The following is a 23,262-nucleotide window of genomic DNA, read 5'->3' on the forward strand; positions in this document are numbered from 1 at the left end:
CCGCGCCGGACGTGCCGGCCTGCCCGTCCGGGGCGGGAGCGGCCCCGGACGGTTCGAGCGTCGAGGTCACGCCGTCGCCCCCGCTCCGCCCGCGGCGGACCCCGCGGTCCCGGCGGCCGACGCGGCCGCGGCCTGTCTGGCCGCCCGCCGCTGCCGCTGGAGCACCGGGTCCGGCACGGGGACGGCCGCCAGCAGGCGCCGGGTGTACTCGGTGCCGGGGTGCAGCAGCGTGGCCATGGTGCCGCCCTGCTCCTCGATCCGGCCGGCGCGCATCACGACGACGCGTTCGGCGAAGTGCTGCACGACCGCGAGGTCGTGGGAGACGAACAGGCAGGCGAAGCCGAGTTCCTCCTGCAGCTCGGTGATCACCTCCAGCACCGCCTCCTGCACGCTGACGTCGAGCGCGCTCGTCGGCTCGTCGGCGACCAGCAGCTTCGGTGCGAGGGCCAGGGCCCGGGCGAGGCTGACCCGCTGGCGCTGGCCGCCGGACAGCTCGCGCGGCGCGCGCTGCGCGAACGCCCGCGGCAGCCGCACCCGTTCCAGCAGTTCGGCGACGCGGTCCTGCCGCTCCTTCGCAGACATCCCGCGCCGGTGCACCCGCAGCGGCTCAGCGATGCACTCCTGCACGGTCATCCGCGCATCGAGCGAGGCGACCGGGTCCTGCAGGACGACACCGATGCCGGAGCGCAGCGAGCGCCGGGCGCGGGCACGGGTGCGCCGCAGGTCGGAGCCGAAGAGGGTGACCGATCCCGAGGTGGGGCGGATGAGGCCGAGCGCGACCCGGGCCGCGGTGGACTTGCCGGATCCCGACTCGCCCACCAGCCCGACCGTCTCGCCGGGGCGGACGTGCAGGGAGACGCCGTCCAGGGCGCGTACCGCGTTGGTGCGGCGGCCGTACACGACGGACACGTCCTGCAGGTCGACCACGCGCTCGCCCTCGGCGGGGTCCCCCGCCGGCCTGGCGGTCTTGGCGCGGGTCCCGTAGCGCGGCCGCGGCACGTCGGCGGCGGCGGACGGGCCGGCCGCGGACCCGGGTCCGGACGCGGCCGCAGTCCCCTGCCCGGCATCCGCCACGGCCAGGCGCGGCACCGCGGCCAGCAGCCGCTTGGTGTACTCGTGCTCCGGCCGCAGCAGCACGTCCTCGACTGGACCGGTCTCGACGATCCGGCCCTGGAGCATCACCGCGACGCGGTCGGCGAAGTCGGCGACGACGCCCATGTTGTGGGTGACGAGCAGGACGCCGGTGCCCGACTCGACGGCGAGCCGGCGCAGCAGGTCGAGGATCTCGGCCTGCACGGTGACGTCGAGTGCGGTGGTGGGCTCGTCGGCGATGAGCAGCCCGGGGTCGTTGGCGATGGCCATCGCGATCACGACGCGCTGGCGCTGGCCGCCGGAGAGCTCGAACGGGAAGGCGCGGGCGCGCCGTTCGGGGTCGGGGATGCCGACGCGGCGCAGCAGGTCGACGGCGAGCGCGTCGGCCTCCTTGGCCGGGATCCGGCGGTGGTTGCGCACCACTTCGGCGATCTGCGCGCCGATCCTGGTGAGCGGGTCCAGGGCGGTCGCCGGCTCCTGGAAGACCATGGAGACGGTACGGCCGCGCAGGCCCGCCAGGTCCCGCTCGGAGGACGCGACGACGTCGGTGCTGCCGAGCAGCGCGCTGCCGGTGGCGCGGGCGTTGTCCGGGAGCAGGCCGATCGACGCCAGGGCGACGGTGGACTTGCCGGAACCGGACTCGCCGACGAGGGCGAGCGTCTCGCCCGGCCGGACGTACAGGGACACTCCCTGGACGGCCGGCACGTCGCCGGTCTCCGAGGAGAACGTCACGCCGAGGTCCTCCAGCCGGAGGACGGGCTCGGTGCTGCCGGCGGCTGCGGTGGTGCTGCGGTCGGTGGCGGTCATCCCCGTCCCCTCACGTCGAATGCGTCACGGAGCCCGTCGCCGATGGCGTTGAACGCGCAGACGACGAGGATGACGGCGAGGCCGGGCGGCACGATCAGCCACCAGCGCCCCGAGTAGGTGGCGCTGAGGCCGGCCGAGAGCATGCCGCCCCAGTCGGTCTTGGGCGGCTGGAGGCCGAGCCCGAGGTAGGAGACGTAGGCGACGAGCAGGATGGCGTCGGCCACCTGGAAGGTCGCCGCGACCACCACCGTGGACACCGAGTTGGGCAGGATGTGCCGGCCGATCGCCCGGGTGTGGCTGCCGCCGATGGCCCGCAGGGTGTGCACGTAGTCGCGGTTCTTCAGGGTCAGCGTCTCGGCCCGCACCAGGCGGGAGGGGACCAGCCACGACACCAGGCCGAGGATGAGGATCAGCCCGCCCACGCCCGGGGTGGTGATGGCCGAGATGACCAGCAGGATGAACAGCGCGGGGATGGCGATGCCGGCGTCGACGACGCGCATCATGACCGCGTCGATCCAGCCGCCGGCGTAGCCGGCCGCGGCGCCCCACAGGGTGCCGATCACGGTCGCCAGGACGCCTGCGGCCAGGCCCACGACGAGCGAGACCTTGCCGCCGTACATCAGCCGGCCGAGTTCGTCGTGGCCGACGGCGTCGGTGCCGAGCAGGTGCGCGGCACTGGGGCCCAGGTTCGCGTGGTCGAGCGCGGTGTGCGTCTGGTCGGTGGAGTACAGCAGCGGGCCGACGAAGCAGAAGAGGAAGAAGAGGACGACGACGGCGAGGCCGATGACCGCGAGCCGGTTGCGGCGGAACCGCCGCACCGCCAGGCGCAGTCCGGACAGGCCGGGGCCTTCGGTGCCCGCGCCGGCCGACGGTCCGGGACCGCCGGGGAGCTGGCCGGGCTGGACGACGGCGCTCATGCGCGGCCCTCCTTCACTCGGGGGTCGATGAACCGCTGGATGACGTCCGCGGCGAGCGTGCCGATCACGGTGGCGACCGAGATCACCAGCACGCAGCCGAGCAGCACCGGGTAGTCGGAGGACTGCGCGGCGGTCCAGAACAGCAGCCCCATGCCCGGGTAGTTGAAGAGTTGCTCGACCACCAGCGCGCCGCCGAACAGCACGGGCACGTAGTAGCCGAGCATCGCCACGACCGGGGTGAGGGAGTTGCGGAACACGTGCCGGCGCAGGATCGCCGCGCGCCGCGAACCGCCGGCGCGGGCGGTCCTGACGTAGTCCTCGGACAGGTTCTCCAGGGTCGCGCCGCGCATGTAGCGGCTGAAGACGGCGACGACGGACGCGGCGCCGGCGACGACCGGCAGCACCAGGGCGGCGGGGTCGGCGAAGACCTGGCCGAGGGTGTCGCCCTGGGGTGCCTGCGCCGGGAACCACGGCAGGATGTGGCTGAAGACCAGCACCAGCATCAGGCCGAGGAAGTACACCGGGGTGGAGTAGGCGACGAAGCTCAGGGTGGTGATGACGTAGTCGACCGGCTTGTTGCGCCGGACGGCCTGCCACATCCCGAGCGGGATGGCGAGCAGCAGGCCGACCGCCGCGGACAGCACGGTGAGCACCAGCGTCTTGGGCAGCCGCTCGGTGATGAGCTGCGAGACCGGCTCGTTGAGCGTGTAGGAGGTCCCGAGGTTGCCGTGCAGCAGCCGCCCGAGGTAGGCGAAGTACTGCACCGGCAGCGGCTGGTCGAGGCTCTGCTCGTGGTTGAACTGCGCGATCTGCTGGGCGGTGGCCTGGGGCCCGAGGATCCCGCGAGCGGGACCCCCGGGGAGCGCGTGCAGCAGGCAGAACGTCGCCACGGTCACGATGAAGATCACCGCGATCGCCTGCAGGACGCGCCTGGTCAGGTACAGGAAGGTGTTCATCTGCTTTCCGAACGGTTCGGATCAGTCGGTTCGGATCGGTGCGTGCCGCACGGCTCCCCGGGCCGGGCTCACTTACCGGTCCACTGCCACTGGGCGGGGTGGAAGTTGGCGAGCGAGTCCTGGGAGAAGCCGCCCAGGCCGTTCTTGATCACCGAGATCTGGTAGTCCGGCTCGGGCAGCCAGACCACCGGCAGGTCCTTGGCGAGCGCCTCGCTGTACTTCTGCACGGCCTCGGTGGACGACGAGGTGGTCGTGTCGTTGATCAGCTTGTCGACGTCCGGGTTGGAGTAGTTGCCGAAGTTCGAGCCGCCCTTGGACTGGAAGAGCGAGTCACCGGTCGGGAAGGCCGGGAAGTACCAGCTGCCGGCGGTGCCGAAGTAGGACAGCTGCCACTTGCAGATGGACTGGTCCGAGGTGCACTGCGGGGTCTGCGACAGCACGGAGTTGACCGGGGCGGTCTTGATGGAGAAGTTGATGCCGCTCTTGCCCAGCTGGGACTGGATGGCGCTCATCATGTTGTCCGTGACGGTGGAGCCGGACTGCGACAGCACCTGCATCTCGAACTTGGTGCCCTTGGCCACCCCTTCACCGCACTGCGCGGCTCCGGTGCCGGGCTGGGTGCAGACCATGGTGCCGCCCTGGTCGGTCCAGCCGTGCCCGGTGAGCAGCGCCCTGGCGTTGCTGGTGGAGAACGGGTACGGGTTGGACTTCTGCACCTGGGAGACGAAGTCGGAGGCCTGCGCAGTCGGGATCGGGCCGTAGCCGGGCACCGCGGTGCCGTTGAAGATCACCTTGACCAGGCTGTCCTGGTCGATCGACTCCTGCACGGCCTGCCGGGCGTACAGCTGCTTGAACACCGCGCCCATGGACGGGTTGTTGAAGTTGTAGGGCATGTAGGTGATCGCCCAGCCGGTCCACGGCTTGACGGTGTAGCCCTGCCCGGTGAACGACGACTTCTGGTCCAGGTCGGTGGAGTTGATGTAGCCGTAGTCGACCTGGCCGGCGCGCAGCGCGTTCTCCTCGGCGTCGGTCGTGGTGAACGGCAGCAGGTTCACCGTCTTGATGTGCGCCTTCTCGCCGCCGTCGTACGTGGAGTTGGCGGAGAGCACGACCTTGCCCGCGGTCGAGAACGACTTGACGGTGTAGGGGCCGCTGACGGTCTTCCACAGCGGGTCGCTCGCGTACTTGGCGATGCTCTTGGCGGCCGTGTTGAGGTACGTCCACACCTTCTGGGCGCCGGCGGGGGTGGAGTCGGCGTCCGACACGGCGGCCGAGCCGCTCTCCTTGTCCCACAGGTGCTGCGGCAGCGGGGTGATCAGGCTGAGCTGGTTGGCCAGCATCCACTGCGGGTTGTAGGCGCGGTCGAAGGTGATCGTGAAGTGCTGGTCGTCGGTCACCTTGAACGACGTCCAGTTGTCGGGCGCCTTGCCCTCGCTGTAGCCGGCCCATTGGGCCTTGTTCGCCTTGATCAGGTTGAACCAGAACTGGACGTCGCGCGAGGTGATCGGCTTTCCGTCGCTCCAGTGCCGCTTTCCGAGGGTGATGGCGACGCTCTTGCCGTCGGCGGCGAAGTCGGCCGCGGAGGCTATCGACGCGGCCTTGTTCCATCCCATCGTTCCGGTGGAACCGTCGTACGCGATGAGTGGCTCCCACAACGATGCCGCGATGGACACGTTGTTGGTGTTCAGGTGCGCGGGCGTCCCGATCGGGAGGATCCAGTTCGGGGTGAAGTTCGCCGGCAGCGCGTAGTTGATCGAGTCGTGGGAGGCCGAGGCCGAGCCGCCGGCTCCGTTGCAGGCCGTGAGCAGGGCACCCGCGGTGAGGGCGGCTCCTGCGGTAAGGACCCAGCGGCGGCGTTCCGCCGTACGGACAGGGAACATGGATTCTCCTCGGGATGGACGACCGCGGATGATCGCTGGGACCCGGTGAACACTGGGGGGCGTCGCGGTGTGTGCCGACAGTCAAAGGTGTCCGGCTCGGAAAAAACAAACCTCTGCCGATAACAACTATGTTTCTGCGAGAATGCAGAAAGTCCGGCCGGGATCCGAAACCGCCCTGAAACCACGGGGATTGCCCGGATTTACGGCCTGATGCCGAACGGGAATGTGGTGTGCGCCACTTTCGGATCGCGCTTTGCCGGGCGTAGTGTCAGCGCCGTCCACCCGTTCTTTCGGAAGTAAGTCCGCCCATGCCCGACGTAAGTTCTGCGCAGCGGAACGGCGCCAAAGGCCCGGCGTCACTCGCCGAGCGCGTGCTGGCACTCATCGCCTCCGGGCAGGGGACCACGCGCACCGAACTCGCCGAGATGCTGGGTGCCTCGCCCTCGACGATCTCGCTCACCGTCGGCCAGCTGGTCGAGCGGGGCCTGGTCACCGAGCAGGGCACGAGAGCGTCCACCGGTGGCCGCCCGCGCAAGGTGCTGCGGATCGGCGCGCGCAACGAGTTCGCCGTCGCCGCCGACCTCGGCAGCAAGCACGCCCGGATCGGCGTCGTCCTGCCCGGCGGCGAGCTGACCGATGTCACGACCGTGCCCCTGGTCATCGCCGAGGGCCCGGAGGAAGCACTGCCGCGGCTCGCCCAGACGCTGGAGGAGCTGGCCGAGCGCCACGGCCGGGACCTGCTGCGCGGTGTCGGGTGTTCGCTGCCCGGCCCGGTCGACGTGCAGGCCGGCGCGGTCACCCTGCCGTCCCGGATGCCCGGCTGGCACCGTTTCCCGGTGGCGAGCTGGCTGGGCGAGCGGTTCGGCGTACCGGCCGCCGTCGACAACGACGCCAACTGCATGGCGGTCGGCGAGCACGCCGTACAGCCGGCCGAGCGCCGGCAGTCGATCATGGTGAAGATCGGGTCCGCGATCGGCACCGGGATCATCGCCGACGGCAAGCTCTACCGGGGTGCCACCGGCGCGGCCGGCGACATCACGCACGTCAGGATCGCCGCGGCCGGCGACACCCCCTGCTCCTGCGGCAACACCGGCTGCCTGGAGACCGTCGCCTCCGGCGCCTCGCTGGTCCGCAACCTGCGGGCCGACGGCGTGCCGGTGGAGGAGCTGGGCGACGTGATCCGCCTGGTCTCCGACGGCGATCCGCTGGCCACCCGGGCCGTCCGGCAGGCCGGCAGCCACCTGGGGACGGTCCTCGCCGCGAACATCAACTTCTTCAACCCCGACGCCGTCTACCTCGGGGGCATGCTGTCGACGCTGGAGCCCTTCGTGGCCGCCGTCCGCAGCCAGCTCTACGAGAGCTGCCACCCCCTCGTCACCGAGCATCTGACCATCGAGCGGGCCAGCCTCGGCGCCGACGCCGGACTCTTCGGAGCCGGGCTCTTCGCGCTCGAGCGCGCCATGGCGCGGGCCCTGCACGACGCGGCCGACCCCGCTGCCGGCGCCGTGGCGCTGCCCGCCACCGGACCGGCCGCCCGGCGCGGTGCGGCGTCCGGCGCCTGACCGATCCGCGGGTCCGCCACCCGCCCCACCCGACCCCCTTGTTGGAGGAGCCATGTCGCAACCCCGCACTCCCCTCGCCCGTCCGGTGATCGCCATCGCCGGCCTCGGCATCGAGTCGTCGACGTTCTCGCCCGCCCGCACGCAGGCCCCGGCCTTCCACCCGTCGCGCGGCGACGAGGTGCTGGCCCGGTACCCGTTCCTCGACAAGGGCGCGCCGCTGCGCGAGGCCGCTGACTGGCACGGCGCGCTCGTCGGCAAGTCGCTGCCCGGCGGCATGGTCACCGCCGAGGCGTTCGCCGAGCTGGCCGACGAGCTGATCGACCGGCTCGCCGCGCTTCCCCGGCTCGACGGCCTCTGGTACGACATCCACGGCGCCATGACCGTCGAGGGCCTGGACGACGCGGAGGCCGTGCTGCTGCGGCGGATCCGCGAGACCGTCGGCCCGGACGTCATCGTGTCGACCTCCATGGACCTGCACGGCAACGTCTCCCGCGACCTCGTGCACGGCAGCGACCTCATCACCTGCTACCGGATGGCGCCGCACGAGGACCACATGGAGACCAAGGAGCGCGCCGCCCTCAATCTGGTGGACCTGCTGGCCTCCGGCGCGCCGCGGCCGGTCAAGGCGTGGGTGCCGGTGCCGGTGCTGCTGGCCGGCGAGCAGACCTCCACCCGGATCGAGCCCGCGAAGAGCGTCTACGCGGCCGTCGCCGAGGTCGAGGCGCTGGACGGCGTGATCGACGCCGCGATCTGGGTCGGCTACGCCTGGGCCGACGAGCCGCGCAACCGGGCCACCGTGGTCGTCACCGGTACCGACGCCGGCGCCGTCGCCCAGGGCGCGGAGCGGCTGGCCCGCGGATTCTGGGACGCCCGGCGGGACTTCGCCTTCGTCGCCCCCACCGGCACGCTCGAGGAGTGCCTGGACGAGGCGCTGGCGTCCGCCGCCCGCCCGTACTTCATCAGCGACACCGGCGACAACCCCACCGCCGGCGGCGCCGGCGACGTGACGTGGGGGCTCACCCAGGTGCTCGCCCGGCCGGAGTTCCGCACCGCGGACGGGCCGACCGTCATCTACGCCTCCGTGCCCGGCCCCTCGGCCGTGCGGACCGCGGTCGAGGCGGGTGTCGGGGCGACCGTCACCGTCACCGCGGGCGCCGAGGTCGACGACCGGCACGCCGGCCCGCTGACCATGACCGGCGTGGTGCACGCCGTCCGCCACGGCGACCGGGACGCCGAGACCGAGGTCGTGCTGCGCGTCGGCAGCGTCCACGTCATCATCACCGCGCTGCGCAAGCCGTACCACCACGAGCACGACTTCACCGACCTCGACCTCGCCCCCCGCGACGCGGACGTGGTCCTGGTCAAGATCGGCTACCTGGAGCCCGAGCTGTACGCCATGGCCGCGGACTGGAAGATGGCGCTGACCCCCGGCGGCGTCGACCAGGACCTGGTGCGGCTGGGCCACCACCGCATCAGCCGCCCGATGTTCCCCTTCGACGCCGACATGGCCGACCCGAACCTCGCCGCCCGCCTCATCGCGCCCTCGAACGAGGCGCTGACCGGGGACGACGAGTGAGCGGCGGCGCCGGCGGGGGGCTGCCGGGTGTCGCGGACGCGGTCGCGCGGGCCGCGGACTCCGCGGCCGCGCCCCGCACGCCGCTCGGCCTGGAGATCGCGGTGACCGGCGCGGCCGGCGCCCGGGTGGCCAGGGACGGGGGCGCCGACCGGGTCGAACTGTGCTCCGCCCTCGAACTCGGCGGCGTCACGCCGTCGGAGTCGGCCGTCGCGGCCACCGCCGCGGTCGGCCTGCCCGTGCAGGTCCTGGTCCGCTGCCGTCCCGGCGACTTCGTCCACGACGACGAGGAAGTCGCCCTGATGACGGCCGAGGTGCGGGCCGCGGTCGGCGCGGGCGCCGCGGGTGTCGTCGTCGGCGTGCTCGACGCGGACGGCGCCCTGCACGCCGGGGCGATGCGCCGGCTGATCGGCGCGGCGCGCGAGGCGGGGGCCGCCGCGGGCCGCCCGGTCGAGATCACCCTGCACCGGGCGATCGACCAGGCCGCCGACCCCGTGGCCGCGGCGGTGCTGGCCGCCTCGCTGGGCGTCACCCGCATCCTCACCTCGGGCGGCGCGCCCAGCGCCGCCGGCGGCGCGGCGACGCTCCGGGCGATCGCGGCCGCCGTGCCCGGCGTCGAGGTGATGGCCGGCGGCGGCGTCAGCCCCGACGAAGTCGCGGCCCTGGCCGCCACCGGCATCGGCGCCGTCCACCTCTCGGCCAAGCGCCCCGCCCCCGCACGGCACGCCGGCACCTGGGTGCCCATGGGCGTCGCCGCCACCGCGGCCGACGCGGACCGGCACTTCGTCACCTCCCCCGAGGTCGTCGCCGCCGCCCGCCGCGCCGTCGACGCCCTGGCCTGACCCCGGGCTCGCGGGCCCGTCCCGGGCGGATCCGTTCGCCCCGGGCCGGCGTCCGCGGCGGAGCCGCGGGCGGACGGCCCGTCAGGGGCGGGCGTGGACGCCGATGCCGCCGGAGACCACGAGGTCGTCGCCGGTGACGTAGCTCGCGGCGTCCGACGCGAGGAAGGCCACGGCCTCGGCGACGTCGGCGGGGGTGCCGACGCGGCCGAGCGGGACGTCCCGGGCCCAGGCGTCGAGCATGTCCCGGGTGACGCCCATCCTGCCGTAGGCGGGGGTGTCGATCAGTCCCGGGCTGACGGCGTTGACACGGATGCGGCGGGGCGCGAGTTCGAGCGCGAGGGACCGCACGAGGGGCAGCAGCGCGCCCTTCGCCGCGGTCATGGCGGCCCCCACCCCCTCTCCGGCGCCCACGGTGATCACGACCGAGGCGCCCTCGTTGAGCAGCGGCAGCGCCTTCTGCAACGTGAAGAAGGTGCCCTTGACGTTGACGGCGAACAGGTCGTCGAAGGCGGCTTCGTCGGTCGACTCGATCGGTCCGGGGCGGGAGATGCCCGCGTTGAGGAAGAGCAGGTCGAGGGAGCCGAACCGGCGGCGTGCCTGTTCCACCGCGTGATCCAGGTCCGGCAGGGACCGCGCGTCGGCCCGGACGACCGCGACGTCGTCCGGGAGTCCGGCGCCGGCGCCGGCGGGGTCGCTGACGCCGGTGACCATGACGCGGTGGCCGCGGGAGTGGAGCAGTTCGGCGGTCGCCCTGCCGATGCCGCTGGTGCCACCGGTGATCAGAGCTGCGGGTGCGGGCATGACGCGTTCCTTTGCGTGCTTCTCGGAGGCAGGAGGGCGATCGGTGAGCGGCTCCGTTCCACCGGACGGCGTGCGGGTGCCGCGACGGTCACCGCATGACAGCGTACGACTACCTGGCAGTGACTGCCAAACTGCTGGTGAGTGCCACCCTGGCAGTACTCGGCTAACCTGGGCGCATGAAGCGGGCAGCCGAGACGGCGACGGGCACACCGGCCACCCTGTGGGACCGGACACGGCAGATGGCCTCCCGGGAGATCCTCGACACGGCGCTGCGCCTGTTCACCGAGCAGGGCTACGACGAGACGACCATCGCCCAGATCGCCCGCGAGGCCGGCGTCTCCCAGCGCACCCTCTTCCGCTACTTCGGCACCAAGGAGGACCTGCTCGGCGGCGACCAGGACCGGTTCTGGCAGGTGCTGGCGGACACGGTCGGCGAGCAGCCCGCGGAAGCCGGCGTCTGGGAGGCCCTGCGCGCGGGCGTCGCCGCCGTGCTGGCCCTGCACGAAAGCCGCGCCCAGGCCCTGGAGCGGTTCCGGCTGCTGCACGACACCGCCTCGCTGCGCGCCGGCTGGCTCGAGAAGCGGCTGCGGTTCCAGGAGGGCCTGCTGCCGCTGGTCCAGGCACGGATGGGCGCCGCGGCCGGCCCCGCGGACCCCAGGGCCCGCGCGGTGGTCGCGACGGTCTTCGCCTGCCTGGACGCCGCATCGATGACGTGGGTCGGCAACGACGGCCGGGGCGACCTCATGGACCTGTACGACGAGTGCCTGGCCGCGGTCCGCGGCTGACCCTGCGTCCCTGGGCCCCGATCCCGGGCGGCCGTCGGGTACTGGCCGGGTATCAGCTCTCTCGCGGTGCGGCGGGGGCGGGCGCCCAGCCGGGTACGTCGCCGTGCAGGCGGTGGTAGAAGGGGTCGGCGGGGGTGAGGTCGGCGCGGCGGGTGGGCGTGCCGGTGAAGGCCGCCCGGTACAGCGCGGTGACCAGTTCGAGCGACTCCCGCCCGGCGGGCCCGGACAGCGGCGGGCGCTCCCCGCGCTCCATCGCGTCGAGCAGGTAAGGGAGTTGGGCGGAGTGCGAGCTGGGGACGTCCGCCTCCCCCGGCGGCACGGGCCGCGGCGGGGTGTACGTCCAGTCCGCGTCCCCGTAGCCGTACAGGTGGCGCAACTCCACGGTGGCGTCGGCGAAGTCGAACCGCAGGTAGCTCTCCTCGCGCAGCGACAGCGCGGAGTTGACGACGGTGGCCAGCGCCCCGTTCTCGAAGCGGACCAGCGCGGTGGACACGTCCTCGACCTCGATGTCGCGCTGCAACCGCCCGGCCATCGCCTGCACTTCGGCCCACGGCCCGAGCACCGCGAGCATCAGGTCCATCTGGTGGATGCCGTGCCCGAGCGTGGTGCCGCCGCCCTCGGTGTCCCACCGGCCCCGCCACGGAACGGCGTAGTACGCGTCGGGCCGGTACCAGGCCGTCACCGACTGGGCGACCAGCGGCTGCCCCAGGTCGCCGGCGCGCACCTGGCGGACCAGCCGCCGGACCGCGGACCCGAAGCGGTGCTGGAAGATCACCGACACGTAGGGGCCGCCGGCCCGTTCGGCCTCCTCGATCCGGTCGAACTCGGCCAGCGACAGCACCGGCGGCTTCTCCAGCCACACCCACGCCCCGGCGGCCAGGCTGCTCAGCACCGCGTCCAGGTGGGCGGCCGGCGGGGAGCACAGCACGACCAGGTCGGGCCGCTCGCGGTCGAGCATCGACTCCAGGTCGCCGTACGCGGCGGGGATGCCGTGCCGGGCGGCGAAGTCCTCGGCGCGCCCGCGGTCGACGTCCACCGCGGCCACCAGCTCGGTGCGTGCGGCCTCGGCCGCGAAGGCCGGCAGGTGCGCGGCCTCCGCGATGTGCCCGGTGCCCACGAGGGCGACCCGGATTCTGCTCATGGTCGACACGGTCCTCTCGCTGGCTCGTGAACGGTCACATCAGTGGGTCCCGACCCTAGGGAGCGCCCGGGCGCCACGTCAACAGCACCGCATCACTCCTTCGTTCGCCCGTCCAGGCCGGGGTGCACGGGGAAGGGTGTGCGTTATCGTGACCGGTGCCATGAAGCAGAAGGACCCGTCGATCACGATGCGGACCGTCGCCCAGCGGGCCGGCGTCTCGTACCAGACCGTCTCCCGCGTCATCAACGACGCCGCGGGGGTCGCTCCCGAGACCCGGACCCGGGTGCTCGCCGCCATGCGCGAACTCGGCTACCGGCCGAGCCTCGCGGCCCGCTCGCTGGCCAGGAACCGCAGCGAGATCGTCGGCCTGGTGCTGCCCAGTTCGGTGGACGCCGGCTTCGCCAGCGCGCACCTGCTGCAGGTCGTCGGCGGGGTGGACCGCGGGGTGAGCGACAACGACTACTCCACGCTGCTGTCCAGCCCCAAGGAGTCCGAGACCGAGCTGTCCGCGTTCCGCCGGCTGATCCGCCAGCGCACGGTGGACGGCGTCCTGGTCGAGGCGAGCATGGGCGAGGAGGGCGTGGAACTGCTGGTCGAGGCCGGGTACCCGGTGACGGTCATCGGCCACACGGCGCTCGACGTGCCGTCGGTCCACCCCGACGACGAGTCCGGCGCCTATGTGGCCGTGCAGCACCTGCTCGCCCTCGGCCACCGGCGGATCGCCGTCGTGACCAGCGGCGAGGGCCGGGGGCTGGCGGTGCGGGCCCGGATGGCAGGCTGCGAACGGGCCCTGGCCGACGCGGGGTTGACCCTCGACAAGGCGCTGGTGGCGACCGGGGACTGGTCGATCGCGTCCGGCCGGGCCGCGGCGGGACGGCTGCTGGACCGCGAGCAGCCGCCCACGGCGTACTTCTGCTTCAACGACAGCATGGCCATCGGCGTGCTCCAACTGCTGCGCGAGCGCGGCATCGACGTGCCCCGCGAGGTCTCGGTCGCCGGATTCGACGACACCCCGCCAGCGCCGCTGCTCACCCCGCCGCTGACCAGCGTCCGGGTCTTCAGCGCCGAGCAGGGCGAGCGCGCCGCCCGCACCCTCATCGGCATCCTGCGCGGCATGACGCGCCCCGGCGCCCCCGTGGTCCTGCCCAGCCAGCTCGTCGTCCGCGGCTCCACCGCCCCCGCCCGCCCCCGCTGACCCGTGACCGCTCACGTCCGGCGTACTCCTGTGACCGTTCACGCACCCGACCGGACCGGTGGCCACGGCTGGGCGGTGGCGACGGATAGCCGTCGCGCGTCAAAGCCCCTGGGAGGCACGGGCCTTGGCCCCCGCCCACCCGCTGGCGGAAAGGCGGTTGCCGCACCGGCGTTGATCGTGCACGCTTTCGGCCGTGACGACGAGCCGCGACCCAGACTCCTCCGACCACGGTCGGATCCCTCCCGCCGGCCGGCCCGTCGCCCTGGTCACCGGGGTGGGGCGCAGCGTCGGTATCGGCGCGGGTATCGCCCGCCGGCTGGCGGCCTCGGGCTGGGACATCGGCTTCAGCTACTGGACTCCCTATGACGAGCGCATGGCCTGGGGCAGCGAACCCGGTGCGGCCGGGGCGATCAGCGACGCCCTCGCCGGGTGCGGTGCCGCCACCGCGGCCGTCGAGGCGGACCTCAGCGATCCGGACGCCCCGGCCCGGATCTTCGACGAGGTCGAACGGAGGCTGGGCGGCGTCACGGCCTTGGTGATGTGCCACTGCGAGTCGGTCGCCTCCGGCCTGCTCGACACCACCGTCGACAGCTTCGACCGCCACTTCGCCGTCAACGCGCGCGCCACCTGGCTGCTGATCCGCGAGTTCGGCCTGCGCTTCACGGCAGCCCCGGGCAGCGGCCGCATCATCGCCCTCACCAGCGACCACACGGTGGGCAACCTCCCGTACGGCGCGAGCAAGGGCGCCCTGGACCGCATCACCCTGGCCGCCGCGCGCGAACTCGCCCACCTCGGCATCACCGCCAACGCCCTCAACCCCGGCCCGGTGGACACCGGATGGATGACCGGCGACGTGCGCGAGCAGGCGCTCGGCCTGACGCCGCTCGGCCGCCTCGGCACCCCGCAGGACACCGCCCACCTCGTGGACTTCCTCTGCTCACCGCAGGGCCAGTGGATCAACGGCCAACTCCTGCTGAGCAACGGCGGATTCGCCTAGCCCGCCGGCCTGGCGTCGACGGCTCCGCCGGACACCGCGTGCGCAGAGCGATCGGCCCCGCGCATCGTCCGATCCGGTGATCCGCGGTGCGGCGCGCGCGGCCGGGCCGGCCCGCCTGGCTACGCTCCAGCGCTGTGGGACGGACCCGGGCGCGGAACGCCGCGGCAGCACGGCCTCCGGTGACGACGGTGCGCCACGGATGACGCGTACCCGGCTGTACCGGAACGGCACCCTGGAACGCGAGAACTTCCCCGTCCAGGACATCGCGGAGTACGTCACCGACCCGTCCTGCACGGTGTGGCTGGACGTGCGCGACCCCGCCTCCTCGGACTTCGACATGATCACCGAGGAGTTCGGGCTGCACGCCCTGGCGGTGGAGGACGCGACGTACGAACACCAGCGTCCCAAGCTCGACACCTACCGCACCCATCTGTTCCTGAGCGCCTACGCGGTGAGCATCGAGCCGGCGACCGGCGCCGTCCGGACCAGTGAGGTGTCCGCGTTCATCACCGCCAACGCGCTGATCACCGTGCGCAAGGGCGAGCACTTCCGGATGGAGCCGGTCGTCGAGCGCTGGGACGACTCCGCCGAACTGGCCAAGTTCGGCGTGGGGTTCCTGGTGCACGGCCTCATCGACTACCTGGTCGACGGCCACTTCGCCGCCGTCCAGGACCTCGACGACCGGATCGAGCAGTTGGAGGACCTCCTCTTCGAGGACAACCCCGCCGACATCCGGGCCGTGCAGCACCGCTCCTTCGAGCTGCGCAAGAGCCTGGTGCGGCTGCGCCGGGTGGTCCTGCCCATGCGCGAGGTCGTCAACGCGCTGCTGCGCCGCGATCTGCACGTGGTCAGCGAGCCGATGCGGCCCTACTTCCAGGACGTCTACGACCACGTGCTGCGCGCCACGGAGTGGACCGAGTCGCTGCGCGACCTGATCACCACGGTCATGGAGACCAACCTGACGGTCCAGGGCAACCGCATGAACCTGATCATGAAGAAGGTCACCAGCTGGGCGGCGATCATCGCCGTCCCCACCGCCGTCACCGGCTTCTACGGCCAGAACGTCCCCTACCCCGGCTTCAGCACCCACGCCGGCTTCTGGACGTCGACCGGCGTGATGATCGGCTGCTCCGTCGTGCTCTACGCGGCGTTCAAACTCCGCGACTGGATCTAGCCCCGGCAAAAGTAACCACCTTGACAGGTGACGCAACTGCATGGAATTCTTTCGTCACCGGTTGAACCAGTTACTTCTTGTTGAGGGATCACCATGGCAGTCGTCCGCTTCCACCTCGTCTCCAAGCTCAGCCCCGAGGGCGTGCTGGAGGTCCTGACCGACTTCGGTCCTTCGCGCCCCGAGTCCTGGCCCACGATCGACGCCGCGCACTTCGAGGTGCACGGGCGCGGCGCCACCTGGGCCGAGGTGACCGAGGGGACCTCGGCGGCATGGGAGCGCACGCGGTACGAGTGGCAGCCCGGCGGGGACACGGTCACCATCACCACGCTGGACTCCAAGCTGTTCGGCGCGGGCGGCGGCTGGATATTCCGGATGACACCCGAGGGCGACGGCACCCGGGTCGACGTCGAACTGACCCGGCAGCCGAGCACCCTCAAGGGCAGGATGCTGGCGGCACTGCTGCCGGTCGCCGCCCCCGCCTCCCTGCGCAAGTCCTTCGCGGTACCGCTCCAGGCCGGGTGACCCACCGGTCAGACGCCCCGCCGGCGCTTCAACCCAACACATCGCCCCCGACCGCTCGTTGCGGTCGGGGGCGATGTGCCGTTGCACGACGTCCGCAGGCGCGGCGCCGCGGAGCTTGCCCCTGCGCCCCGCCCCCGGAGGCGCGAGAACGCCTGCGCGCGCCGACGTCTCGTCGTCGGCGCGCGCAGGCAGGATCCTTCGTCCTACAGCCCCAGGTCGAGAGCCAGGCACGAGTAGTACTTCCACGAACCCGCGGGGTCGTACGCGGCGTTCACCCCGCCGCTCGGCTCCGCCTCGACCTCCTCGGTCATCTCCTCGAAGCGGATGCGCTCGGGAAGCCGGCCCCATCGCGCATGCCGTATCGCCGCGCCGGCATCCTTCGCGAGTTCCTTGTTCATGACGACTCTCCCCTTTGCGGATCGCGGGTCCCGTCCTACCGGTCTCCCCGACTGATCCAAGACTGCACCACCATGCGTCACCAGTCAAGGCGGTGACGGAACTGTTCGCCGGCCCCTCACCCGAACCGGAACCGCGCCCGGCCCGGGCGGCGGATGCCATGGAGACACCGCGCCGCGCGGGCCGGGCACGGACCAGGTCCGGCCGATGGGGTGGGCCGGTCAGCCCTGGGACGGGGCCGCGCAGCGGAAGCTGGCGGCGGCGGCCGGGTCGCCGTGGCCCTGGTAGCGGGACACCTGCGGGTAGCGGCACAGGTCGCGGGTGACCTTCTGGCCGGAGGCGCCGGTCAGGGTGGCGGGCAGGGTCGCGGGGGCCTTGCCGTGCTCGACCCAGGCCGTCAGAGCGGCGAGTCCGTCGGCCGAGCCGATGCCGTTGAGGCCGCAGTGGCTGGTACCCGGGGCGAGGAAGAGCCGGTAGAAGTCGTCGACGCGCTTGGCACCGCCCATCGCCGCCTCGACCTGCTTGCGGTAGGCGACGGTGCCCTGGGCGGGGATGAACTGGTCGGCCTGGCCGTGCCAGCTCAGGAGCTTGCCGCCGGAGGCGCGGAAGGCCGACAGGTCGGGGGCGTCGGTCCCGATGACCGCGTCGTACTCGGCCTCCGACTGCCGGAACAACCGGGTGAACTGGCTGTAGGTGACGGTCGACACGTCGAAGGACGGGTCCTTCTCCAGCCAGGTCGCGACCCAGCGGGCGGGCACCACGAAGGGGTCGCCGACCGGATTCCCGTCGGTGCCGGGCTTGGTGTTCGCCAGCCCCTGCAGGTCGGCGCCGATCGGGACGCCGGACCACAGCTTCTGCCCGGACGGGGTGCGCGGGCCGTCCCATATCTTGCGCACCACGGCCGCGTCGGCGGCGGTGATGGTCAGCTGCCTGCCCCGGCACTCCACGGTGGTGCCGATCAGGCTGCGGGGGTCGAACGTGCACCGCTCCGGGTCGTTGACGAGGCCGTCCTTGACGCCGTCGAGGGGGTCGCAGGCGCGGACGGCCGCGTTGGTGAAGGCGGTGAACTCGCAGTCGGTCGGGTAGGTCTTCTCGTTGTTCATGACCACCTGCGGCCACAGGGTGGCGACTTCGAACTCGTCCCAGTTGACGGCGGGCGCGTCGGCGAGGATCCCGTCGTAGTCGCCCGGGTAGCGCTGGGCCTCCATGTAGCCCTGCCGCCCGCCGGTGGAGCAGCCGGTGAAGTAGGAGTACGAGGGGCGCTTGCCGTAGACCGCGTCCACGACCTCCTTGCCGACGACGGCCGCTTCGTGCTGGGAACGCGACGCGAAGTTCTCCAGCAGCGCGGAGTCGACCTTCCCCGCGCCGTCCAGCGCCCAGCTGGTGTCGATGGCGTCACCGACGCCGGCGTCGGTGGTGGTCACGGCGTAGCCGCTCTTCACGGCGGTACCGAGGCCGACACCGTTGTCGCCGGCCTGGAAGGCGCTGCCGCCGAGCGCCTGGAAGCGTCCGTTCCAGCCGGTGACGGGCAGCCAGGTCCGCATCTGGGCGTGGTCGCCGTCACCGGGGTGGGTGAGGGTGACCGTCACCTCGCAGAAGGCCGGGACACCGGTGACCGTGCCGCCGAGCGTCCCGGTCCCGTCGATGGTGCCGCCCTCCCGGCTCACCGCCGTCACGGACTCGACCGCGGTGCCGGCCGGGGCCTGCACCGACGGCGCGGCGCAGCTGAACGGGGCCGCGGCCGGGCCGCTGCGGGGGTCGGCCCATGCGGTCGGGACGCAGACCGCCGCGGCGGCCAGCGGCACACCGGCCGCGAGCATGGTCAGAACGCGTTTCATCATTTCCCCTCCAGGACATATGCGTGCGCCCGTTGGCGGCGGCACGCGTGAACAGCACGATGCGAAGCGGGTCGCCCGGGTCGCGGCGCGCTGCCGAGCGCGCCGCGGCGCCCGGCCGCCTGGTGACTCCCGATCCCCCCGGCACGCCGTCCGCGGACTCCTCGGACCACGCCCGACCGCCCCGGACCGCCACTGCGCGTGGCGGTGCACGGCGACGCGTGCCGCACGGGACGGCACCCGGCCGGACCTGCCCACGGGTGTGAGCGATGTGGATCCCCGCCGCGGTGCGTCACCGGCTTAACTGGTGACGATCGTGGCACGTTGATCTTCGGGCTGTCAACACGCACCGGGGAGGGCAGGGACGGCCGAGCGCGGCACGACGCGCGCCGCCGTCAGGAGGAGGGCTGTTACCCTGGCAGGGACGTAGATCGTCTATCGAGGAGTCGCAGACGTGGCGGGTGACGACGACATCTCCGGGTGAGACCCGGATCTGACGGCCATGGGACGCGCACAGGCGCTGACGTGGCCGGTTTGTCGTACCCCTTTTCCCACGTCTGCCCAGGGCAGAGGTCTCGCTCTGCCCGCAACCCGTTCGGGGTCGCCTCCATGTCCGACGTCGCCATCGTCTGCTCGAACCTGTCCTTCTCCTGGCCCGACGACACCCCGGTGTTCCAGGACCTCTCCTTCTCGCTGACCGCCGGCCGTACGGGCCTGGTCGCGCCCAACGGCTCCGGCAAGAGCACCCTGCTCAGGCTGGTCGCCGGTGAACTGGCACCCGGCGCCGGCTCCGTCACCGTGGCCGGCACGCTCGGCTACCTCCCGCAGGACCTGCCGCTGACCGGCGGCCTCACCGTCGCCGAGGTGCTCGGCGTCGCGGCCGTGATCCGCGCCATCGACGCCGTCGAGAGCGGCGACGTGGGCGAGGAGCACTTCACCGCCATCGGCGACGACTGGGACATCGAGGAGCGCAGCCGCGCCCAGCTCGACCGCCTCGGCCTCGCCGATCTCGCCCTGGACCGCACCCTGCACACGCTCAGCGGCGGCCAGGTCGTCCAACTCGGCCTGGCGGCACAGCTGCTGCGGCGCCCGGACGTGCTGCTGCTCGACGAACCCACCAACAACCTCGACCTGGAGGCCCGGCACCGGCTCTACGACGTGCTGGCCGACTTCGGCGGCTGCCTGCTGCTGGTCAGCCACGACCGCGCGCTGCTCGACCGCATGGACCGGATCGCCGAACTCGACGGCGGCGAACTGCGGCTGTTCGGCGGCAACTTCACCGCGTACGAGGAGGCCGTGCAGGCCGAGCAGGAGGTCGCGGAGAAGAACGTCCGCAACGCCGAACAGGAACTGAAGCGGGAGAAGCGGGAGATGCAGCAGGCCCGCGAACGCGCCGAGCGCCGCGCGAGCAACGCCGCCCGCAACCTCAAGAACGCCGGGCTGCCCCGCATCTTCGCCGGGAACATGAAGCGCGGCGCGCAGGAGTCCGCGGGCCGGGCCGGCCAGACGCACGCGGCCCGGGTCACCGATGCCAGGGCGCGGCTCGACCAGGCGGGACGCGCGCTGCGCGAGGAGCAGCGGATCACCCTGGAACTGCCCGGCACCAAGGTGCCCGCCGGGCGCACCCTCTTCCTCGGCACGGGGATGCAGGTGCGCCACGGCGACCGGCCGGTGTTCGCCGAGGGCGGCGTCGACCTGACCGTCCGGGGCCCCGAGCGCATCGCGCTGACCGGGCCCAACGGCGCGGGGAAGACCTCGCTGCTGCGCCTGGTGACCGGCGATCTCGCACCCGACGGCGGCGAGATCAGGCGGAACGACGGCCGGATCGCCTACCTCTCGCAGCGCCTCGACCTGCTGGACCTGGACCGCACCGTGGCGGAGAACTTCGCCGCGTTCGCCCCCGAGCGCCCCGAGGCCGAGCGGATGAACCTGCTCGCCCGCTTCCTCTTCCGCGGCGCCCGGGCCCACCTGCCGGTGGGGGTGCTGTCCGGTGGGGAACGGCTGCGCGCCACGCTGGCCTGCGTGCTGTGCGCCGAGCCGGCCCCGCACCTGCTGCTGCTCGACGAGCCGACCAACAACCTCGACCTGGTGAGCGCGGGCCAGCTGGAGAGCGCCCTCAACTCCTACCAGGGCGCCTTCCTGGTGGTCAGCCACGACGAGCGGTTCCTCGACGGGATCGGCGTGAACCGGTGGCTGCGGCTGGCCGGCGGGACGCTCGAGGAGACGGGGGCGCCCGCGGTGTGAGCCGCCGATGTGCCGTGGCCCGCGCCCGAGGCTCTGCGCCCGGCCGGCCGACCACCCCTCACGTCGGAGGTTCCCCGTGCCCCAGCCCGCCCTGCTCGCCCACGACCTGGTCCGCGTCCTGGGAGACCGGCGCGTCCTCGACGGCGTCGGCCTCACCGCCTCCCCCGGCCACCGCATCGGCCTGATCGGGGAGAACGGCGCCGGCAAGTCCACCCTGCTGCGGGTGCTCGCCGGCGCCGACCGGCCCGACGCCGGCAGCGTCACCCGCCCCGCCGACCTGGGCTTCCTGCACCAGGAGATGCCGTTCGACGCCGCCTCGACCGTTGCCGCGGTGCTGGACGACGCGCTGCGCGAGGCCCGCGAGGACCTCGCGGAGCTCGAACGGCTGGGCACGGAGCTCGCCCGCGTCCCGGACGGCCACCCAGGCCACCGGGAACTCCTCGGCGCCTACAGCGCCAGGCTGGAACGGGCGCAGGACCGGGAGTCCTGGGACGCCGACCGCCGCGCGGCCCTGGCGCTGGACGGCCTGGGCCTCGGCGCGCTGGAGCACGGCCGGGCGCTCGGCTCGCTGTCCGGCGGGCAGCGCAGCCGGCTCGCGCTGGCCGCGCTCCTCGTCCGGCGGCCGTCCGCGCTGCTGCTGGACGAGCCGACCAACCACCTCGACGACGCGGCCACCGCCTACCTGGAGGAGCAGGTCCGCGGCCTGCCCGGTGCGGTGGTCGTCGCCTCCCACGACCGGGCGTTCCTCGACGCCGTCTGCACCGACCTGGTCGACCTCGACCCGGCGGTGGCCGGCCCGGTCCGCTACGCCGGCACGTACAGCGCCTACCTCGGCGAGCGCCGTGCCGCGCGGAAGCGCTGGGAGCGGCGGTACGCCGAGGAGCAGGAGGAACTCGCCGAGCTGCGGCACTCGGCGAACGTGACCGCGCACCGCGTCGCCCCGGACCGCGAGCGGCGGGACAACGAGAAGATGGGCTACGGCCACCGGGCCGGCCGGGTGCAGCAGCAGGTCTCCCGCCGGGTGCGCAACGCCGCCCGGCGGCTGGTGGAGCTGGAGCGCGCCCAGGTCGCCGAGCCGCCGCGGGAACTGCGCTTCGCTGCCGCCGAGTTGGCCGCACATGTGGAGGAGTGCCCGCGCCCTCTGGTGTCCCTGCGGGACGTGCGGGTGCCGGGCCGGCTGGCGCTGGACGGCCTGGAGCTGCCGGCCGGCGACCGGCTGCTGGTCACGGGAGGCAACGGCGCCGGCAAGTCGACGCTGCTCGCCGTGCTCGCCGGGCGTCTGGCGGCCGGCGGCGAGGTCCGCAAGCAGCCCGGTCTGACGGTCGGGCTGCTCGCCCAGGACACCGTCGTCGACCGGCCCGACCGCACGGTCCGGGACTCCTACGAGCGGTCGCTCGGCCCGGAACGCGCCGAGAAGGTGCCGCTGGCGTCACTCGGCCTGCTGCACGAGGCGGATCTGGACAAGGCGGTCGGGCAGCTGTCCGTGGGGCAGCGGCGACGGCTCGCACTGGCCCTGCTGGTGGCCCGCCCGCCGCACCTGCTGCTGCTCGACGAACCGACCAACCATCTCTCCCCCACGCTGTGCGACGAGCTGGAGGCCGCCCTCGGCCCGGGCCCCGGGGCGATCGTCGTCGCCACCCACGACCGCTGGCTGCGCCGCCGGTGGCAGGGGCGCGAGCTCCGGCTGGAGCCCGGGCGAGGGCGGTCCGACGACGGGAGGGCGGCCGAGGCCCGGATCTGACCCCATCCGCTGCGTCCGCCGCATCCGCCGCGCCCGTTGCCGTACCGTGGCGGAGCAGGCCCGCGCCCCGCGTGCCCGGGGAAGCCCGGGAAGCCCGGGAAACCTGGGAAGCCCAGGGAAGCACGGGGAAGCACCACCCGAAGCGGTGACGGGCCTTGCACTGGGCACCAGTCACCTATCAAAATGGTGATGTGAATCTTCAGCATGTCTTCGTATGCGGCAACCCGGCTCTCGACTTCGCGGCCACCCTGCGCGCCCGGCGCTCGGCCCGGTTCGAGATGTTCGTGTCGCCGGAGCGGCTCAACGCCTGGTACGTGGAGTCCGGGCTTGTGGACACCATCACGCCCGGGACGGAAGAGGACATCCGGGAGGCGACCACGGTCCGCGAGGCCATCTACCGGCTCGTCACCGACCGGCGCCTCGGCGAGGGCTTCGACCGCGAGGCACTCGCCGTCGTCAACGGCGCCGCGCGCAAGCCGCCCGCGACGCCCCAGCTCACCCTCACCGGGCGGCACACCGAGGCGACCCCCGGGCAGGCCCTGGCCACGGTCGCCCGGCAGGCCGTCGAACTGCTCAGCGGCCCGGACGTGCCCCTCATGAAGGAGTGCGGCAACCCGGAGTGCACCCGCGTCTACATCGACCGCTCGCGCGGCATGCGGCGGCAGTGGTGCGGCATGGAGTCGTGCGGCAACAAGATCAAGGCGGCCGCCTACCGCGCGCGCAAGAAGTCCGCGCCCGCCGCCGCCGGGCACTGACCCCAGGCTCTCTCAAAGACCCCCAACCCCTGGGCTACAGGCCCGGG

Annotated in this window: 19 protein-coding genes; 11 read left to right on the top strand and 8 right to left on the bottom strand. The window is 73.0% G+C overall.

Annotation, left to right across the window (positions count from 1 at the left end):
- Positions 1-66 precede the first annotated feature (66 nt).
- The 4 genes from ACH4TG_RS35345 to ACH4TG_RS35360 form a co-directional block, all read right to left on the bottom strand.
- Positions 67-1,899, bottom strand: a complete 1,833-nt coding sequence (locus ACH4TG_RS35345) for a dipeptide ABC transporter ATP-binding protein (RefSeq protein ID WP_398246754.1) — start codon at positions 1,897-1,899, stop codon at positions 67-69.
- On the bottom strand, positions 1,896-2,816 hold the full coding sequence (locus tag ACH4TG_RS35350) for an ABC transporter permease (RefSeq protein ID WP_398246755.1): 921 nt from the start codon (positions 2,814-2,816) through the stop codon (positions 1,896-1,898). The genes ACH4TG_RS35345 and ACH4TG_RS35350 overlap by 4 nt, the downstream gene beginning before the upstream one ends.
- Entirely contained in the window at positions 2,813-3,772 is a 960-nt protein-coding gene (locus ACH4TG_RS35355) for an ABC transporter permease (protein ID WP_398246756.1), read from the bottom strand. The genes ACH4TG_RS35350 and ACH4TG_RS35355 overlap by 4 nt, the downstream gene beginning before the upstream one ends.
- Before the next feature lie 68 nt (positions 3,773-3,840).
- The gene (locus tag ACH4TG_RS35360) at positions 3,841-5,652 is read right to left on the bottom strand and encodes a peptide ABC transporter substrate-binding protein (protein WP_398246757.1); all 1,812 of its coding nucleotides are present in this window, start codon (positions 5,650-5,652) and stop codon (positions 3,841-3,843) included.
- Between the two features lie 308 nt (positions 5,653-5,960).
- On the opposite strand from ACH4TG_RS35360, the gene ACH4TG_RS35365 reads away from it, so the two are divergent.
- The 3 genes from ACH4TG_RS35365 to ACH4TG_RS35375 all read left to right on the top strand — a co-directional run bounded on the left by ACH4TG_RS35365 (position 5,961) and on the right by ACH4TG_RS35375 (position 9,629).
- On the top strand, positions 5,961-7,214 hold the full coding sequence (locus tag ACH4TG_RS35365) for an ROK family protein (RefSeq protein ID WP_398246758.1): 1,254 nt from the start codon (positions 5,961-5,963) through the stop codon (positions 7,212-7,214).
- A gap of 52 nt (positions 7,215-7,266) precedes the next feature.
- Complete coding sequence (locus tag ACH4TG_RS35370; protein ID WP_398246759.1) at positions 7,267-8,790, top strand: M81 family metallopeptidase; 1,524 nt, start codon at positions 7,267-7,269, stop codon at positions 8,788-8,790.
- Between the two features lie 89 nt (positions 8,791-8,879).
- Positions 8,880-9,629: a copper homeostasis protein CutC gene (locus ACH4TG_RS35375; protein ID WP_398246815.1), complete on the top strand. Its 750-nt coding sequence runs from the start codon at positions 8,880-8,882 to the stop codon at positions 9,627-9,629.
- A gap of 81 nt (positions 9,630-9,710) precedes the next feature.
- On the opposite strand, the gene ACH4TG_RS35380 is transcribed toward ACH4TG_RS35375, so the two are convergent.
- Positions 9,711-10,430 carry an SDR family oxidoreductase gene (locus ACH4TG_RS35380; RefSeq protein ID WP_398246760.1) on the bottom strand — a complete coding sequence of 240 codons (720 nt, stop codon included), beginning with the start codon at positions 10,428-10,430 and terminating at the stop codon, positions 9,711-9,713.
- A gap of 176 nt (positions 10,431-10,606) precedes the next feature.
- Here ACH4TG_RS35380 and ACH4TG_RS35385 point away from each other — a divergent pair, with 176 nt between their 5' ends.
- A complete protein-coding gene (locus ACH4TG_RS35385) occupies positions 10,607-11,215 on the top strand; it encodes a TetR/AcrR family transcriptional regulator (protein ID WP_398246761.1) in 609 nt (202 codons plus the stop codon).
- 52 nt (positions 11,216-11,267) lie between these two features.
- Here ACH4TG_RS35385 and ACH4TG_RS35390 read toward each other — a convergent pair whose 3' ends face one another.
- Positions 11,268-12,356 carry a Gfo/Idh/MocA family protein gene (locus ACH4TG_RS35390; protein ID WP_398246762.1) on the bottom strand — a complete coding sequence of 363 codons (1,089 nt, stop codon included), beginning with the start codon at positions 12,354-12,356 and terminating at the stop codon, positions 11,268-11,270.
- A 148-nt stretch (positions 12,357-12,504) separates the two neighbouring features.
- Here ACH4TG_RS35390 and ACH4TG_RS35395 point away from each other — a divergent pair, with 148 nt between their 5' ends.
- From ACH4TG_RS35395 to ACH4TG_RS35410, 4 genes are all read left to right on the top strand, one after another.
- Positions 12,505-13,551, top strand: a complete 1,047-nt coding sequence (locus tag ACH4TG_RS35395; RefSeq protein WP_398246763.1) for a LacI family DNA-binding transcriptional regulator — start codon at positions 12,505-12,507, stop codon at positions 13,549-13,551.
- Positions 13,552-13,744: 193 nt separating this feature from the next.
- Positions 13,745-14,548: an SDR family oxidoreductase gene (locus ACH4TG_RS35400; protein ID WP_398246764.1), complete on the top strand. Its 804-nt coding sequence runs from the start codon at positions 13,745-13,747 to the stop codon at positions 14,546-14,548.
- Positions 14,549-14,747: 199 nt separating this feature from the next.
- Positions 14,748-15,722 carry a magnesium transporter CorA family protein gene (locus ACH4TG_RS35405; RefSeq protein ID WP_398246765.1) on the top strand — a complete coding sequence of 325 codons (975 nt, stop codon included), beginning with the start codon at positions 14,748-14,750 and terminating at the stop codon, positions 15,720-15,722.
- A 93-nt stretch (positions 15,723-15,815) separates the two neighbouring features.
- Positions 15,816-16,244, top strand: coding sequence for a hypothetical protein (locus tag ACH4TG_RS35410; protein WP_398246766.1), 429 nt, complete (start codon positions 15,816-15,818; stop codon positions 16,242-16,244).
- Positions 16,245-16,447: 203 nt separating this feature from the next.
- Here the strand turns inward: ACH4TG_RS35410 and ACH4TG_RS35415 are convergent, their stop codons facing one another.
- Positions 16,448-16,642, bottom strand: a complete 195-nt coding sequence (locus tag ACH4TG_RS35415; RefSeq protein ID WP_398246767.1) for a hypothetical protein — start codon at positions 16,640-16,642, stop codon at positions 16,448-16,450.
- 219 nt (positions 16,643-16,861) lie between these two features.
- Positions 16,862-18,481: a DUF6351 family protein gene (locus tag ACH4TG_RS35420; protein WP_398246768.1), complete on the bottom strand. Its 1,620-nt coding sequence runs from the start codon at positions 18,479-18,481 to the stop codon at positions 16,862-16,864.
- Between the two features lie 603 nt (positions 18,482-19,084).
- Here ACH4TG_RS35420 and abc-f point away from each other — a divergent pair.
- The 3 genes from abc-f (at position 19,085) to ACH4TG_RS35435 (ending at position 23,215) form a co-directional block, all read left to right on the top strand.
- Complete coding sequence (gene abc-f, locus ACH4TG_RS35425) at positions 19,085-20,719, top strand: ribosomal protection-like ABC-F family protein (protein ID WP_398246769.1); 1,635 nt, start codon at positions 19,085-19,087, stop codon at positions 20,717-20,719.
- A 76-nt stretch (positions 20,720-20,795) separates the two neighbouring features.
- Positions 20,796-22,460: an ABC-F family ATP-binding cassette domain-containing protein gene (locus tag ACH4TG_RS35430; protein ID WP_398246770.1), complete on the top strand. Its 1,665-nt coding sequence runs from the start codon at positions 20,796-20,798 to the stop codon at positions 22,458-22,460.
- Between the two features lie 191 nt (positions 22,461-22,651).
- On the top strand, positions 22,652-23,215 hold the full coding sequence (locus tag ACH4TG_RS35435) for a CGNR zinc finger domain-containing protein (RefSeq protein ID WP_398246771.1): 564 nt from the start codon (positions 22,652-22,654) through the stop codon (positions 23,213-23,215).
- Positions 23,216-23,262 lie beyond the last annotated feature (47 nt).

The sequence above is a fragment of the Streptomyces sp. NPDC020917 genome, assembly GCF_044333795.1.
In the GTDB taxonomy this organism is placed as follows: Bacteria; Actinomycetota; Actinomycetes; order Streptomycetales; family Streptomycetaceae; genus Actinacidiphila.

Excerpts from the sequence above, each read along its gene's own strand:
- ACH4TG_RS35345 (WP_398246754.1), bottom strand. The coding sequence starts at position 1,899 with ATGACCGCCACCGACCGCAGCACCACCGCAGCCGCCGGCAGCACCGAG.
- ACH4TG_RS35350 (WP_398246755.1), bottom strand. The coding sequence starts at position 2,816 with ATGAGCGCCGTCGTCCAGCCCGGCCAGCTCCCCGGCGGTCCCGGACCG.
- ACH4TG_RS35355 (WP_398246756.1), bottom strand. The coding sequence starts at position 3,772 with ATGAACACCTTCCTGTACCTGACCAGGCGCGTCCTGCAGGCGATCGCG.
- ACH4TG_RS35360 (WP_398246757.1), bottom strand. The coding sequence starts at position 5,652 with ATGTTCCCTGTCCGTACGGCGGAACGCCGCCGCTGGGTCCTTACCGCA.
- ACH4TG_RS35365 (WP_398246758.1), top strand. The coding sequence starts at position 5,961 with ATGCCCGACGTAAGTTCTGCGCAGCGGAACGGCGCCAAAGGCCCGGCG.
- ACH4TG_RS35370 (WP_398246759.1), top strand. The coding sequence starts at position 7,267 with ATGTCGCAACCCCGCACTCCCCTCGCCCGTCCGGTGATCGCCATCGCC.
- ACH4TG_RS35380 (WP_398246760.1), bottom strand. The coding sequence starts at position 10,430 with ATGCCCGCACCCGCAGCTCTGATCACCGGTGGCACCAGCGGCATCGGC.
- ACH4TG_RS35385 (WP_398246761.1), top strand. The coding sequence starts at position 10,607 with ATGAAGCGGGCAGCCGAGACGGCGACGGGCACACCGGCCACCCTGTGG.
- ACH4TG_RS35390 (WP_398246762.1), bottom strand. The coding sequence starts at position 12,356 with ATGAGCAGAATCCGGGTCGCCCTCGTGGGCACCGGGCACATCGCGGAG.
- ACH4TG_RS35405 (WP_398246765.1), top strand. The coding sequence starts at position 14,748 with ATGACGCGTACCCGGCTGTACCGGAACGGCACCCTGGAACGCGAGAAC.
- ACH4TG_RS35410 (WP_398246766.1), top strand. The coding sequence starts at position 15,816 with ATGGCAGTCGTCCGCTTCCACCTCGTCTCCAAGCTCAGCCCCGAGGGC.
- ACH4TG_RS35415 (WP_398246767.1), bottom strand. The coding sequence starts at position 16,642 with ATGAACAAGGAACTCGCGAAGGATGCCGGCGCGGCGATACGGCATGCG.
- ACH4TG_RS35420 (WP_398246768.1), bottom strand. The coding sequence starts at position 18,481 with ATGATGAAACGCGTTCTGACCATGCTCGCGGCCGGTGTGCCGCTGGCC.
- abc-f (WP_398246769.1), top strand. The coding sequence starts at position 19,085 with ATGTCCGACGTCGCCATCGTCTGCTCGAACCTGTCCTTCTCCTGGCCC.